Origin of the sequence: Longimicrobium terrae, from assembly GCF_014202995.1 — a bacterium.
Taxonomy (GTDB): domain Bacteria; phylum Gemmatimonadota; class Gemmatimonadetes; order Longimicrobiales; family Longimicrobiaceae; genus Longimicrobium; species Longimicrobium terrae.
The window spans coordinates 101794-116521 of the sequence record NZ_JACHIA010000020.1 but is presented as its reverse complement, the minus strand read 5'-3'; the positions used below and the strand labels follow the sequence as shown (position 1 = coordinate 116521).

The following is a 14728-nucleotide window of genomic DNA, read 5'->3' as shown; positions in this document are numbered from 1 at the left end:
CCCAGCCTGCCAAGCGAACTGCTGCGCCGCGGCCGCGAGTTGAGCCGGCGACTGCGTGAGCGGCCACGAAAACGAGCGCTGCAACTAACTGGCTTGTCACTGCTTAGCCGAATAAGTTAGCGCGTATGGGGGCCGGGGGAGGGGCCTCCCGCCCCGAGTAGGTGAAATCCCTCACCCGGATGTCCCTGACGAAAACAAGCCGGCCCCGCCACGGAGGCGGGGCCGGCTCGTCGTCAATCCGATCCGCGGAGCTCAGCGCTTGGTGACCAGGCCGCCGGCGCCGGAGGCAAACAGGTCCGTGCCGCTGGCCGTGCCCCAGAAGCCGTAGATCTGGCTGTTTCCCCCGTTGCTCTTTTCGGGAATCCACGAAGTCCCGTCGTAGCGGTACAACGCGCCTTCCTCGCCGCCCACGAACATGTTGGTGGCCGATGTGCCCCAGATGGCGTACAGCGTGGCGCGCGTGGGAAGCCAGATGCGCGTCCAGCTGGTGCCGTTGAAGCGGTACAGCATGCCGTTGTCGCCGGCCACGTACATGTTGCTGGCCGACGTGCCCCACACCGCGTTCAGCGGGCCCGGCGCGTCGACGCCCGGCACGTACGACAGCGCGTAGCCGTTCCAGCGCATCAGCCGTCCGTCGGACGTGGTCGCGTAGAAGTTGTTGTAGTCCGTTCCCCACACGTCGGTCAGCGCCGCGTTGGTGGGCACCGAAAAGTCGGTCCAGCTGGTGCCGTCGTGGTACAGCACGGTGCCGCTGTCGCCCACCGTCACGGTAAAGTTCTGCGCCGGAAGTCCCCACAGCGCCCGCAGCGTGTACTTGCGCGCGGGGGTCACGGGTGCGTAGAGCGGCTCGTTGGCCACGGTGGTGCCGTTGAAGCGCTGGGCGCTCCACGTGGTGCCGTTGTAGCGCATGATGAGGCCGTCGGCGCCCACGGCGAACACGTTGCTGGCGCTGGTGCCGTACACGTCGTAGAAGGTGCGCCAGCGCGCCTCGGGAATGGTTCCCCACGTGCTGCCGTTGTACTTCCACAGCCCCATGTAGTTGGCCGTGTACACGTTGTTGGCCGCGGTGCCCCAGATCCCGCGGTTGCCCTGGTCGTCCTTGGACGTAAGCTTGGTCCACGCGCGGCGCGTGTCCGTCACCGTCACGGGGATGTCTTCCCACAGGTCCAGGTAGCCGGCCCACAGGATGGAGGTGCCCGGCCGCTGCGCCACCACCATGCCGCTGTCCAGCTGGGCGGCCGCGGGCTGCGACACCGACTCCAGCTCAAACGAAACCGGAACGTTGGCCATCACGTTGCCGCGAAGGTCGCGCACCTGCCCGGTCACCACCACGCCGTCGCCCACGTTCAGGCTCACGCTGCTGGTGGAAACGCTGATGGAGCCGGGCGTTCCCACCCCGATGCGGAACGAGATCACGCAGTTGCCGGTGTTGTAGCAAGGCTTGAAGTCGTCTTGGTCTACCGCGTTGTAGCCCGACAGGTTGGACACGATGCGCACGTCCTGCCAGCCCAGCGTGCGTCCGCCGGCTATCACGGTCATGCGGTACGTCTGCCCCGAAGCGAGACCGGAGGTGCTGGTCACGGGCCAGCTCAGGCTGTACGCCGTGGAGCTCACCGTGATGCTGCGGTTGTAGTTGGCCGAGTTGCCCGCAGCGCGCGTCCACGTGACGGGGGTGGTGGTGCAGGCACCCGTCGTGATGTTGGTGATGCGGCACATGCGCAGCGTGGGCTGCACATTGTTGTCGAACGCCGGATAGCCCGCGGGAACCGTGTTGGGCAGGAACAGCAGCCCGTACGCCCCATTGGTCCACTCGTGCTGGATTTCCTTGGACGGACCATCCCCGGGCAGCTCGTTCTGCGGGGTGGTGACGTCGGCGGTACAGGCGGCCAGGCTGAGAAGACCCAGCGAAAGGATGCGCCGGTGCAAGCTCATGTAAGGCGTCCGATCGGATCGGGTGAGCGGGCCCGGAGGTGCGGACCCGCGAGAAGTTCGTTGCAAGTGAGACAATCTAATGTAGCAGGACGTTGGATGCAATCATTTCTGCACTCGGCAACGATTGCCCGGCATATCGTCCAAGTCTTATGTCGGAAACAGTTTACACCAACAGCCGCTGAACGCGATGTCTGATTGAGAGCGGCTCTTGGAATCGGTCGGGTGCAGGCCGGGGCAATCGCCGCGCCGTGCGATCGGGGGCAGTGGTCACCTGTGCACGAAGCGTCGTAATAGGTGGTTTCTGCCGGTCTCACAAGTAAAGCCTCACATCTGTTCGTGAGCTTTCCGCCGTCGTTGCGGCAGCTTCAGATGCTCCAGCCCGAGAGCCGCACAGCCTGATTCGACTCTCCCTCCGGTCCGCATCGTCCGCCGTAGGCGCGGCGGGGAAAAGCGAAAGCAACTCGCGGAGCGGCTTCGTCCCCGGCGCCTGATCCGCCGCGATCAGGTGAGCCGGGCGATGACGGAAAGCGGAAGGTGCCGCATGGCAAAGGCGATGGGCGTCCACGGCCAGCCGGGAACGAACGCCCGCGCCGGCTCCCGCTCAATGGCGGCCACCAGGGCGCGGCTCCCGGTGGCCTCGTCCACCTCGAACGGGAGCCTGCGGGCGTCCTGGTTCATCTCCGTGCGGATGTAGCCGGGAAACACGGTGGTGACGCGGATGGGCGTGGCGAGCAGTTCCGCGCGGATCCCCTCCGTGAGCGCGGCGAGGCCTGCCTTGCTGGCGGCGTACACGGTCAGGTGGCGCGGCAGCCCGCGCATGGCGCTCACCGACGCAATGGTCACCAGGTGCCCGCGGTTCTGCGCGCGAAAGATCTCCACCGCGGCCTCGCACTGCGCCAGCGCCGCCACGAAGTTGGTTTCCGCCGTGCGGCGGTTCTCATCGAAGTGCCCGGTGCCGATCCGCCGCCCGGAGCCCAGCCCCGCGTTGACGATCACCCGGTCCAGCCCGCCCAGTTCCGCCTCGAACTCGCGGAAGACGGTGAACACGCGCGGCGCGTCCGTCACGTCCAGCGCGCGCACTTCGACGCGGATGCCCGGATGGCGCGCCGTCAGTTCATCGCGCAGCGCATGCAGCCGGTCCGTGCGGCGGGCGCACAGGGCCAAGTTGCGCCCCATCGCCGCAAAGGCACGGGCCATCCCCTCGCCCAGCCCGCTGCTGGCGCCGGTGATGAGGATCTTGGTTCGTGTCGCGCGCATGCGGGTGGAGGTTGTTCGGTGGATGACGGGCGGCCGAGTACGCCGTCGCGCGGAACGGATGGGCGGACGCAGAAAGGCGGGGCGGATGCACTGCATCCGCCCCGCCTTTCATCCATCATGCCCGCCGGGTCAGTTGATGGTGACGTTCAGCGTGTAGTTGCCCGTGTCCAGGTTCCCGAAGGTGCTGGCCTCGATCACGTACACGCCGGTTTCCGTGGCGGTGTAAACGATCCGCGAGCCCACGCCCAGTACTCCCTCGTCGTCGTCGTCGTTGCCGGCCACCAGGAAGCCGAGGCGCGGGTCGGCCAGGAGCAGGTACGTGTCCAGATCGTCGCCCGAGTCCATCGTGATGGTGACGGTCTGGCCGGCGTTGAGGGCCACGCGGTAGAGGTCCGCGTAGAAGGTATTGGTGGGTCGCCCGGTGGGGTCACCGTAGCTGCTGAAGCAGTCGGTGCCCGCGATGGACGACGGCAGGCTGGTTCCGTTGTTGACCACCGTGGACTGGCAGACGGACACCACGGTGGAGTAGGTCGCCGGCCGCGAACCGCTCGTCGCAGTCAGCGTCGCGAAACCCCGTCCTCCGCCCGCCGTGACCTGCGAGCCGTTCACCGACGCCAGGCCCGGATTGCTGCTGGACCAGTCGATCACCGCGCCCGGTACGGGATTCCCCACGACCGTAAAGACGGCGCCCGGAAGATTGCGGGTTTCGCCAAGGTTCAGCGTCAGCACGTACGGCGTGTTATCGACGTACCCGTCAGGAAACTGGACCGCGGCCGACACCAGCACCTTGAAGGTGACGTTGGTCACCTCGGGGCTGAACTGGAGCTTCCACCGCCTGGGCTCGCTGATGGTGTTCTGCGACAGGGGGCCGTTGTACTGGAAGTACGGCTGGTCCGGCCCGTTGATGGTCGCGACCCCATCGGGGTTGGCCACCGTCACCGTGCCCGCGCCGGTGGACGCCGGCCCCGCCACGAAGAACACGCGCACACCCTCGGGTTCCGGGGCGCTTCCGTTGGTGGTGCCCAGCGGCTGCGCGATCAGGTTTTCGACGGTCACATCGAACGAGATGGTGTCCAGGGCGACGGTGACGTTGCTGGACGTGAGGCGCACGTAGCCGTTCTGGTTGCCCACGATGACGCCGCGCACCCCGTCCGCGAGCGCCGCATCGTCGCTGCAGCGGACTTCGCGCGTGCGCGTGGACGCGGTGCAGGTCAGGGCGGTGGTGATCGCGTTTTCCGGCTCGCGGCTCTCGGTCGGCTGAACCGGGCTGGACGTGTCGGAGCACGCCGCAAGGGCCAGCGCGGCCGCGATCAGGGGCAGACGGGAAAGGTTGTTCATTGATACTTGGCGTCGCGGGGCAGTGAACAAGGGCCGGCACTCGGGAGCGAATGCCGGAACGAGAGAACGTGCCGCCCATGGTGCGTCGAACGCATGCCGGAACCGCAACGCCGCGGCCGCCCCATAAGGGGCTCACGCCGCGAGCGCAACCTGGCCGAATGACCGATGTTTCGCAAGGTTCGCGGAAGTTATCGTGGAAACCCCGCGTATCACCCTGGGCAGAATGTCGGGCGGCTGCACCGCAAGCAATGAGCCATCTCAGGGAAGGTACCGCGCCGGGATGGCACCTGTGTGACGACGAAAATTGTACGATCCCGCACGAAGACTTTCCATGGAACGCCGTCCCCGCAGGACTGAAGCAGTCACGTAGAACGTTCCTTTGCGGTAAGATTTTGCAATGCGATCGTATCGGGAGCAGGGTTCGGTCTGATCCAGTCGTGCCGAAGAGATCCTTTTCTGTCCCCAATCCTCGTCGTCTCGATTCGTCCGGCGGACAAGAGCAGGGAAGCGGGGAAACCCCGACGATCCGGATCGCGAAATCCATCGGCCGGTCTCATGATCGGCGTGCGGCGGTTTGATCGGAAGCGGCGGGTGTGCCGGGATTGGGAAACGGCGGGGCAGAGACCGTGTCTCCGCCCCGCCGTTCATCCACCCCGACCCACGCGATCAGGAGATGGTGACGCCCAGCGTGTAGTCGCCCGTATCCAGCTCGTTGTAGGTGCTCGCCTCGATCACGTACACGCCGGAGATCGGGGCCGTGAACACCACCCGCGAGCCCACTCCCAGCGTTTCCTGGTCGTCGTCGTCGTTGAAGGCGGTCACCACGCCGAGCCCGGGCACGGTCACGAGCAGGAACGTGTCCAGCTGGTCGCCGGAATCCAGGGTGACGGTGACGGTCTGGCCTTCCTCGAGCGTGACGCGGTACAGGTCCGCGTAGAAGTCCGTGGTGGGCGTGCCCGTCTCGCTGCCATAGCTGCTGAAGCAGTCGCTGTCCGTGAGGGACGCGGGCAGGCTGGTTCCATTGCCCACCACCGCCGACTGGCAGACCGAGACCCAGGTGGGGTAGAGCCCCGGCCTGGTCCCGCTCATCGCCGTGAGCTGCGCGAACCCGTTGGACGTACCGGCGGTGATGAACGGTCCATTGACGGAGGCGATCGCCGGCGCGTCGCTGGACCAGGTGACGGGCTCGTCCGGCAGCGGCATGCCCAGCGCGTTGTAGACGGACGCCGTGAATTCCACCGCCTCCTGGGGGTCCAGCGTCACCACCCAGGGGTTGTTCAGGATGAAGCCGTCGGGCCACTGAAGCTGCGCGGCCACCAGCACCTTGAAGGTGATGTTCTCCACCTCGGGCGTGAACCCGAAGGTCCAGGTCTTCGGCTCGCTCACTTCGTCGGTGACGCTGGACGCGAAGAGCCCGCCCTCGTACTGAAAGTAGGGCTGGTCCGGCCCGGTAAAGCTGTCCATGCCGTCGGGGTTGGCCACCGTCACCGATCCGCCGCTGGTGGAGGACGGTCCTGCCACGAAGAACACCCGCACGCCGGCGGAATCGACCTCTCCATCCGCCGCCACGCCCAGCGGCTGCGCGATCATGTTCTCGACGGTCACGTCGAACGAAAGCGAGCCGGGCGTGACCTGGATGTTGCTGGACGCGAGGCGGATGTAGGTGTTCTGCCCGCCCAGGATGATGCCGCGCGCGCCGCCCCCCATCGCCACGCCGTCGGTGCAGCGCACCTCGCCGCCGCGCGTGGAGACGGTGCAGGTGAGGGCGACGGTGAGGTCCGCGTCCGGCTGGCGGAAGTCGGGCTGCACCGGATTGGCGGAGTCGGAGCAGGCGGCCAGCGCCAGCGCGGCCGCCAGCAGCGGCACGCGGGCGAGGGATCTGGGGAACGTCATCGCGGGACCGATCAGAAAAAAGGACCCGCATCCAGTGCGGATGCGGGGGACGCGACGGCCCGCGTGGGAAAACGGATTGCCGGAACGCGGCGCGGTGATCGCCCCAACGAGGCGAACGCCGCGTGCGCAACGTGTCCGGTTTGCATCCGCGCCGCAAGGCTTTCCGGCCCCGCGCGGCGGATCGTGACGCGTTCTGGCGGGCGAGGGCCGCCGCCACGACACGGAGTGGCTCGCGCGTGGCGGATGGAGAGATGGAGCCTACGGCCGGCCGCTGCGGCGGATGATGCCGCGGCAGCGCCAGTCGAAGTAGTTGACCAGGATCCAGAAGTTGCGGAACGCCGGATTCCGCGTCTGCCGGTGCCAGTAGCGGAAGTAGATCTGCTGCGCGATCACCGCCAGCCGGAACAGGCCGAACACCTCGTAGAACGCCCAGTTCTCCGGCTTCAATCCCGTCCGGCCGAGATAGTATTCCACCACTTCCTCGCGGCGCAGCATGCCGGGCAGGTCTGTGGGCTGGCGGCGGGTGGTGCGCATCAGCGCGTTGTCGTCCGCCTGCACCCAGTAGGCAAGCGCGCCGCCCAGGTCCATCAGCGGATCGCCCACCGTCGCCATCTCCCAGTCCAGCACGCCGATCACGCGCGTGGGATCGTCCGCGGCCAGCACCACGTTGTCGAAGCGCCAGTCGTTGTGGATGACGCAGCTCGCCACGTCGTCCGGCGCGTTGGCCCGCAGCCAGTCGCGCACGCGGCGAAAGCGGGGGACGTTGGGCGTGCGCGCTTTCTCGTATCGATCGCTCCAACCCGCCACCTGCCGCCTTGCGTACCCCGGCCCGCGCCCGAGCGACTCCAATCCCGCCATCGCTGGATCGATCGCGTGCAGCTCGATGAGCCGGTCGATGACGGACAGGCACAGGCGCCGCGTCTGCTCCGCGTCCAGCCGCACGCCGTCCGGCATCCGCCGCCGGGGGATGAGGCCCGCGATGCGCTCCATCACGTAGAACTCCGCGCCGATCACCGATTCGTCCGCGCACAGCCCGACCATCCGCGGGACGTACGGATAGACGGGCCCCAAGCGCTGCTGCACGGTGAACTCGCGTCCCATGTCGTGCGCGGACCTGGCGCGCGTTCCCGCCGGCGGCCGGCGCAGGATGAGGTCGTGCGCGGGATACTGGAGGCGGTACGTCCAGTTGGATGCGCCGCCCGCGTACTGCGTCACCTCCGGCGACCCGTCGCCCAGACCGGGGACGAGCGTCCGCAGCCAAGCGTGCACGGCCGCGGCATCCAGTTCCTCGCCGGAGCGGACGGCGGAGGCGCGATCCTCCATCATCCGCCACCGCCCGGACGGTTGTCTCGCGTAAAGGCGCGCGTCTGCTTCGCCAGCATTCGTGCCCACAGCGCGCGCGGCAGCAGGCGCTTGGTCAGCAGCGCGCGGCGGCCCTCCGCGTGGGGCAGGACGTAGAAGCCGCCCTTGTGCACCGCACGGAACACGTCTTCCGCCACGTCCGCGGCGCTCGGGCCGGGGCGGTCAAGCAGGCGCTGGGTGATGTCGCGCAGCCGCGGCTCCGGCGAGCGGAAGCTGTCGGTCAGATTGGTCTTGAAGAACGACGGGCAGACGACGGTGACGCCGATCTTCCATTCCGCCAGTTCCACCTGCATCGTCTCCGAAAGCGAGATGACGGCGGCCTTGGTGGCGTTGTAGCTGCTCATCATGGGCACGTCCATGAAGCCGGCCATGGACGCGACGTTGACGAAGTGCCCGCCGCCCTGCCGCTTGAAGAGCGGCGTAAAGACGCGGCAGCCGCGCACCACGCCCAGCAGGTTGATGTCGATGATCCACTTCCAGTCATCGATGGTCACCGCGTCGATGGCCCCGGCCCCCGCCACGCCGGCGTTGTTGATCACCACGTCCACGCCGCCCCACCGCGCCTCCACGAAGTCGCGCGCGGCGATCAGGTCCTCTTCGCGCGTCACGTCGCAGTGGACGAACTCCGCTTCCGCGCCGGAGTTGCGGAGCGCCGCGAGCGTTTCCGCCCCGCGCGCGTCGTGCACGTCGGCGATGCACACGCGCCAGCCGTCCGCGGCGTACCGCTCCGCCAGCGCGCGTCCCAGCCCGCTCGCGCCGCCGGTGACAAAGACGCGCTTCACGACCGTCTCCCGCCAAAGCCGCGCTTCGCCAGTTCGATGCGCGCGATCACGCCCTTGTGCACCTCGTCGGGCCCGTCCGCCAGGCGAAGGCTGCGCGCCTGCGCAAAGAAGCCCGCCAGCGGCGTGTCATCCGACATCCCCGCGCCGCCGTGGATCTGCATGGCGTCATCCACCACCCGCTGAAGGACGTTGGGGGCGGCGACCTTGATGGCGGAAATCTCTGTCATGGCGGCCATCGCGCCGACCGCGTCCAGCTTCCACGCGGCGTACAGTGTCAGCAGCCGCGCCTGGTCGATGGCGATGCGCGCGTCCGCCAGCCGTTCGCGGTTGCCGCCCAGGCTCATGAGCGGCTTGCCGAACGCGGTGCGGCTCATCCCGCGGTCCACCATCAGTTCCAGCGCCCGCTCCGCCGCGCCGATGCAGCGCATGCAGTGGTGGATGCGCCCCGGGCCCAGCCGTCCCTGCGCGATCTCGAACCCCATCCCGGGTGCGCCGACGACGGCGGAAAGCGGGAGCCGCACGTCCGTGAAGCTCACCTCGCCGTGGCCGTGCGGCGCGTCGTAGCTGCCGAAGACGGGGAGCATGCGGCGGATTTCCACGCCGGGTGCGTCCAGCGGCACCAGCACCATGCTGTGCAGGTGGTGCCGGTCCGCCGCCTCGTCCGGCGTGCGCGCCATGAAGATCGCGACACGGGCGCGCGGATCGCCGATGCCGCTGGACCACCACTTGGTGCCGTTGAGCACGATCTCATCGCCATCCACCACGGCCGTCGCGCGCAGGTTGGTGGCGTCGGACGAGGCGGTGTCGGGCTCGGTCATGCAGAACACGGAGCGGATCTCCCCGGCGAGGAGCGGCGCCAGCCAGCGCTCCCTCTGCTCGGCGGATCCGTATCGCCAGAGCACTTCCATGTTGCCGGTGTCGGGCGCGGCGCAGTTGAAGACTTCCGGGGCCAGAAAGCTGCGCCCCATCTGCTCGGCGACGGGCGCGTACTCCAGCGTGCTGAGCCCCGCGCCGAGTTCCGAGTCGGGGAGAAACAGGTTCCACAGCCCTTCGGACCGCGCGCGTGCCTTGAGTTCCTCCACGAGCGGATGGATGGTCCACTTTCGCCAGTCGCCGTCGGGGTTGGCGGCGCGCACCTCGGCCCAGAAGCGCGGCTCCACCGGGTCGATGTGCTGCGTCATGAAGCGCCGGACGGCGTCCAGGTACTGCTCCGTCCGGGGGCTGGGGGTGAAGTCCATGTTGGTTCTGCGGGTTGCGGTCGCGATGCGGGGCTCGCGGGGTGCCCGCGAATCTATGCACGGGGCGCGGGGACAGCCACGCGTGCAATGCGCGTGCTCCACGGCGGGCCCCCACCCGGGCCGGCACCACCGGCCCACCCTCCCCCAACGAGAGCGGATAAATCCGCCGCTCAAACCGCGGGAACCCCCGACACGGCGCTATTCGCGCGCCGTTCGGGGCTTCAACAGCATCGGGGAGTGCGCAGAGGCAGTGGCCGCGGTCCGCGCAGGCGGACATCGTGTGTTTCGAGGCGCGGTTTTAACCGCCGGGCGGGTTCCCGCCGTGCCCGCCGAACCAGCCCCGGCGCGGAGGTCTCCCCCTCTCCCGCTTGCGGGAGAGGGGGCCGGGGGGAGAGGGCTGCCCGCGGCCGCACCGAATCATCCGGAGCACACGAATCTCCTCCACTCGTCTTTCCGATCCCCACGGCACTGGGGTGTGCTCCCTCTCCCACATCCGTTCGTGGGAGAGGGTCGTCGTGCGCAGCACGCGGGGTGAGGGCCACACCGTCCGCCGCACCCATCTCTGGTCCCGGGTTGATTGCCCGCCCACATGAACCCCCTCATCATCGCACAACGCAGCCGTCCGCAACCCGCCACTGGATGAGCCCCGCTCAAGTTGACACCTTGCTTTCCGGCGCGCACGTTCCGAACGACGTTCGGGCGGAGTGGCGGAAACACAAGGGCCGCCGGCCCCCTCCGCGGCCGGCGCGGCGACCTGGTACCGGACCCTGACTGGAAGGCGTATGCGAATCCGAAAGATCGGCGTGGTGGGCGCGGGAACCATGGGCGCGGGGATCGCCGCCCTGGCCGCGAGCGCGGGCATCCCCGTGGTGCTGCTGGACATCCCCGGCGAGGGCGACCGCGGCGGGCCGGCGCGCAAGGGACTGGAGCGCATCGCCAAGAGCAAGCCGGCGGCCTTCATGGATCCCGCGCGCGCCAGCCTCATCACCACCGGCAACACCGAAGACGATCTGGGCCTGCTGGCGGACTGTGACTGGGTGGTGGAGGCCATCATCGAGCAGCCCGGGCCCAAGCAGGCGCTGTACGCCCGGCTGGAGGAACTGCTCGGCGACCACGCCCTCATCACCACCAACACCTCCGGCATCCCCATGTCGGTGCTGGTGGAAGGCCGCGGCGAAAGCTTCCGCAGGCGCTTTCTGGGCACGCACTTCTTCAACCCGCCGCGCTACCTGCGGCTGCTGGAGATCATCCCCACGCCGGAAACCTCGCCCGAGGCGCTGGCCGCGCTCACCGCGTTCGGCGAGCGGATGCTGGGCAAGGGCGTCGTGCTCGCCAGGGACGTCCCGGGCTTCATCGCCAACCGCATCGGCGTGTTCGGCAGCGTGCAGACCATGCGGCTGATGGAGGAGCACGACCTTACCATCGACGAAGTCGACCTCATCAACGGCCCGCTCACCGGCCGCCCCAAGAGCGCCACCTTCCGCACGGCGGACCTGTCCGGCCTCGACATCCTCAAGCACGTACGTGGCGGCCTGGCCGAAGCGACGGGCGAGGACTTCACCATGCCCAAATGGGCGCTGGACCTGGTGGATCAGGGGCGGCTGGGCGAAAAGACGGGCGCGGGCTTCTACAGCAAGCAGGGCAAGCAGATCCAGACGCTGGACTGGAAGACGGGCGAGTACGCGCCGCAGCAGAAGCCGGAAATCCCCGGCGTGGCGGAAATCGCCAAGAAGCCGCTCGCCGACCGCATCCGCGGCGTGCTGCAGCTGGAAGGAAAGTACGGCGCGTTCGCCCGCGCCCAGTTTGCCCGCGCCTGGCACTACGCACTGGAAAAGGCGCCGGAGCTGGCGTACGACATCGTGGGCGTGGACCGCGCGCTGGAGTGGGGCTTCGCGTTCGAGGCGGGCCCGTTCCGCCAGATGGACGCCGTCGGGCTGGATCTCGTCCGGCAGACGATGGCGGAAGAGGGGCTGGATGAGCCGGAGCTGCTGACCAAGGCCGGCGACCGCTTCTACAGCGAGGACGGCCGCACCTTCCTCGCGTTCGATGGATCGCGGCAGACGCTGCCGGAAGCCGAGGGCGTGATCTCGCTCGCGTCGGTGCGCCGCGCGGGCGGCGTGCTGGAGGAGAACGACGAGGCGGCGCTGCTGGATCTGGGCGACGGCGTGGCGCTGCTGGAGTTCCGCAGCAAGATGGGCACGCTGGGCGAAGGCGTACTGCGGATGATCCGCGCCGCCATCGAACACGTGGACCGGGACGGACGCGCCGGGCTCGTCATCAGCCACGACGATCCGCGGGCGTTCAGCGCGGGGGCCAATCTGGTCGCCACGCTCACCGCCGCGCGCGAGGGGCGCTGGGACGAACTGGAGCAGTCCGTCCGCTTCTTTCAGGACACGGTCACCGGGCTGCGCAAGGCGCCGTTCCCCGTCGTCGTCGCGCCGTTCGGGCTTACGCTGGGCGGCGGGGCGGAAATCACGCTGCACGCCGACCGCGTTCAGGCGCACGCGGAAACGTACGTCGGCCTGGTTGAAACGGGCGTGGGCCTGCTTCCGGCGGGCGGCGGCACCAAGGAACTGCTCTTCCGCTTCACCTCCGAGCTTCAGCCGTACGAGGAGTCGGACCTGTTCGACGGCGTGCGCCGCGCGTTCGGCATCATCGCCATGGCGACGACCTCCGCGAGCGCACTGGAGGCGCGGAAGCTGGGCTTTCTGCGCGAGGCGGACCGCGTGAGCATGAACCGCGACCACCTGATCGCGGACGCCAAACTGAGGGTGCTGGATCTGGCGCCGGGCTACGCGCCGCCGCCGCCGCGCACCATCCCCGCGCTGGGCCAGCGCGCCATCGGCAACCTGCGCTACGGCGTGTGGTCGCTGCACGAGGGCGGGCAGATCAGCGACCACGAGGTGCTGATCGCCACCGAAATCGCCCGCGTGCTCTGCGGCGGCGAAGGCGCGCCGCGCCAGGTGAGCGAGCAGGACATTCTGGACCTGGAGCGCGAGGGATTCCTTCGCCTGCTGGGGACGGAAAAGACGCAGGAGCGCATCGAGTACACGCTCAAGACCGGTAAGCCGCTGCGGAACTGAGGAAAAAGAAAGTACCAAGTGCCAAGTGCCCAGCACGGGCTTCTGGGCTGGGCACTGGAACCTGAGCACTGGGCACTTGGAAACTGGGCACTCTTCTCCTGCAAGGCAGGCAATCATATGCACGAAGCAGTAATCGTGAGCGCCGTGCGCAGCGCGGTGGCAAAGGGCAAGTCCGACGGGTCGCTCTTCAACGTCCATCCCGTGGACCTGGCGGCCGACGTCATCCGCGGTGCGGTGGAAGCGTCGGGGCTGCAGCCCAAGGATGTGGATGACGTGATGCTCGGCTGCGCCAGCCCCGAGGGCGCGCAGGGCACCAACATCGCGCGCATGGCCGTGCTGCGCGCCGGATTCCCCGTGGAGGTGTCGGGGACGACGGTGAACCGCTTCTGCTCGTCGGGGCTGCAGACGGTGGCGATGGCGGCCGCCAGCATCATGACGGGGATGGCGGATACCGTGCTTGCCGGCGGCATCGAGATGATGAGCCGCATCCCCATGGGTGGCCATCACAAGGAGCTTCATCCCGAGATGATCGAGGCGTACATCGGGATGGGATTCACGGCGGAGAACGTGGCCGAGCGCTGGGGCGTGAACCGCGAAGATCAGGACGCCTGGGCACTGCGCAGCCACCAGCGCGCCGCGGCCGCGCTCGCCGAGGGCCGCTTCCGCGACGAGATCGTCCCCGTGCGCACCGCCAGCGGCGACTTCACGGTGGATGAACTGGTGCGCCCCGATACTTCGCTGGAGAAGCTTTCGGGGCTGCGGCCGGCGTTCAAGGCCAAGGGCTCGGTGACGGCGGGGAACGCGTCGCCGTACAGCGACGGCGCGGGCGCGATGGTGCTCACCAGCCGCGAAAAGGCGGAGGCGCTCGGCCTGCCCATCCTGGCGCGCTTCGTGGGATTCGGCACGTCCGGCGTGGCGCCGGAGATCATGGGGATCGCGCCGGCCCTGGCCGTGCCCAACGCGTTGAAGCGCACGGGGATGACGATGGACGACATCGACCTCATCGAGCTGAACGAGGCCTTCGCCGCGCAGGTGCTGGCGGTGATGCGCGATCTCGACATGCCCGAGGAAAAGACCAACGTCAACGGCGGCGCCATCGCGCTGGGCCACCCGCTTGGCGCCACGGGTGCCAAGCTGGGCGCGCAACTGATCCACGAACTGCGGCGGCGCGGCGGCGGCATGGGGCTGGTGACCATGTGCGTCGGCGGCGGCATGGGCGCTGCGGGCATCTTCGAGGTCTACGGCTGATCCACGCCTGAACGAGCAAAACGGCCGGCGGAGTCTATCCGCCGGCCGTTTTGCATGGGTTTGGATCATCGCACGAATGATCGAACATGAGACCCGGGGACACGCGCGTGCCGCATCCATCCTGAGCGAATGAATCCGCCGCTCAGACAGCGGGAACCCCCGATCGAGGCCGCTGACGCGTCCACGATCGGGGCTTCAACTGCATCTGGGGGCGGTCATGGGGGACGCGGCGCAGTTCTCGTCGCCCGGTCAAGTGTCGCGCGGTCGGATTACGTGATTCTTCAGCGGAGATTCATGCGGCCACCTGGCGGGGGTACGCGCCGGGCGCGGTTGCCGTTTCAGGTAGTTGAAGCCCCGAACGGGGCGCGAATAGCGACGTGTCGGAGGTTCCCGCGGTTTGAGCGGCGGATTCATTCGCTCAGGAGAGTCTGGGCGCGACACGATGTCCGCCCCGCGTGCCAAACCATCCGCCCCGACAACCCTCCCCCAGGTTTTTTTGGGGGAGGGTGGGCGAGTAGTACGAGCCCGGGTGGGGGCCCGCCCGTGAACCCCGACCGTCGCATCGAATCTCGTCGAAACAGATCCAGGATGAGAG

Annotated in this window: 9 protein-coding genes; 2 read left to right on the top strand and 7 right to left on the bottom strand. The window is 68.4% G+C overall.

What is annotated here, in order from left to right:
- Window positions 1-252 precede the first annotated feature (252 nt).
- From HNQ61_RS23075 to HNQ61_RS23045, 7 genes are all read right to left on the bottom strand, one after another.
- A complete protein-coding gene (locus tag HNQ61_RS23075; RefSeq protein WP_170040189.1) occupies window positions 253-1932 on the bottom strand; it encodes a WD40/YVTN/BNR-like repeat-containing protein in 1680 nt (559 codons plus the stop codon).
- Window positions 1933-2433: 501 nt separating this feature from the next.
- Window positions 2434-3189 carry an SDR family oxidoreductase gene (locus tag HNQ61_RS23070; RefSeq protein ID WP_170040187.1) on the bottom strand — a complete coding sequence of 252 codons (756 nt, stop codon included), beginning with the start codon at window positions 3187-3189 and terminating at the stop codon, window positions 2434-2436.
- A gap of 129 nt (window positions 3190-3318) precedes the next feature.
- Window positions 3319-4527 carry a PPC domain-containing protein gene (locus HNQ61_RS23065; RefSeq protein ID WP_170040185.1) on the bottom strand — a complete coding sequence of 403 codons (1209 nt, stop codon included), beginning with the start codon at window positions 4525-4527 and terminating at the stop codon, window positions 3319-3321.
- Window positions 4528-5193: 666 nt separating this feature from the next.
- Window positions 5194-6420, bottom strand: a complete 1227-nt coding sequence (locus tag HNQ61_RS23060; protein ID WP_170040183.1) for a PPC domain-containing protein — start codon at window positions 6418-6420, stop codon at window positions 5194-5196.
- 258 nt (window positions 6421-6678) lie between these two features.
- Window positions 6679-7743, bottom strand: a complete 1065-nt coding sequence (locus HNQ61_RS23055) for a phosphotransferase family protein (protein WP_170040533.1) — start codon at window positions 7741-7743, stop codon at window positions 6679-6681.
- Window positions 7743-8564: an SDR family oxidoreductase gene (locus tag HNQ61_RS23050; RefSeq protein ID WP_170040181.1), complete on the bottom strand. Its 822-nt coding sequence runs from the start codon at window positions 8562-8564 to the stop codon at window positions 7743-7745. Before HNQ61_RS23050 ends, HNQ61_RS23055 begins: the two co-directional genes overlap by 1 nt.
- On the bottom strand, window positions 8561-9802 hold the full coding sequence (locus HNQ61_RS23045) for an acyl-CoA dehydrogenase family protein (protein WP_170040179.1): 1242 nt from the start codon (window positions 9800-9802) through the stop codon (window positions 8561-8563). The genes HNQ61_RS23050 and HNQ61_RS23045 overlap by 4 nt, the downstream gene beginning before the upstream one ends.
- 782 nt (window positions 9803-10584) lie before the next feature.
- On the opposite strand from HNQ61_RS23045, the gene HNQ61_RS23040 reads away from it, so the two are divergent.
- Window positions 10585-12885 carry a 3-hydroxyacyl-CoA dehydrogenase/enoyl-CoA hydratase family protein gene (locus HNQ61_RS23040; RefSeq protein WP_170040177.1) on the top strand — a complete coding sequence of 767 codons (2301 nt, stop codon included), beginning with the start codon at window positions 10585-10587 and terminating at the stop codon, window positions 12883-12885.
- Window positions 12886-13002: 117 nt separating this feature from the next.
- Window positions 13003-14133 carry a thiolase family protein gene (locus tag HNQ61_RS23035; RefSeq protein ID WP_170040175.1) on the top strand — a complete coding sequence of 377 codons (1131 nt, stop codon included), beginning with the start codon at window positions 13003-13005 and terminating at the stop codon, window positions 14131-14133.
- Window positions 14134-14728: the final 595 nt, after the last annotated feature.

What these genes read in the sequence shown, in the direction of transcription:
- HNQ61_RS23075 (WP_170040189.1), bottom strand. Translation starts at nt 1,932, where the DNA reads ATGAGCTTGCACCGGCGCATCCTTTCGCTGGGTCTTCTCAGCCTGGCC.
- HNQ61_RS23070 (WP_170040187.1), bottom strand. Translation starts at nt 3,189, where the DNA reads ATGCGCGCGACACGAACCAAGATCCTCATCACCGGCGCCAGCAGCGGG.
- HNQ61_RS23065 (WP_170040185.1), bottom strand. Translation starts at nt 4,527, where the DNA reads ATGAACAACCTTTCCCGTCTGCCCCTGATCGCGGCCGCGCTGGCCCTT.
- HNQ61_RS23060 (WP_170040183.1), bottom strand. Translation starts at nt 6,420, where the DNA reads ATGACGTTCCCCAGATCCCTCGCCCGCGTGCCGCTGCTGGCGGCCGCG.
- HNQ61_RS23055 (WP_170040533.1), bottom strand. Translation starts at nt 7,743, where the DNA reads ATGGAGGATCGCGCCTCCGCCGTCCGCTCCGGCGAGGAACTGGATGCC.
- HNQ61_RS23045 (WP_170040179.1), bottom strand. Translation starts at nt 9,802, where the DNA reads ATGGACTTCACCCCCAGCCCCCGGACGGAGCAGTACCTGGACGCCGTC.
- HNQ61_RS23040 (WP_170040177.1), top strand. Translation starts at nt 10,585, where the DNA reads ATGCGAATCCGAAAGATCGGCGTGGTGGGCGCGGGAACCATGGGCGCG.
- HNQ61_RS23035 (WP_170040175.1), top strand. Translation starts at nt 13,003, where the DNA reads ATGCACGAAGCAGTAATCGTGAGCGCCGTGCGCAGCGCGGTGGCAAAG.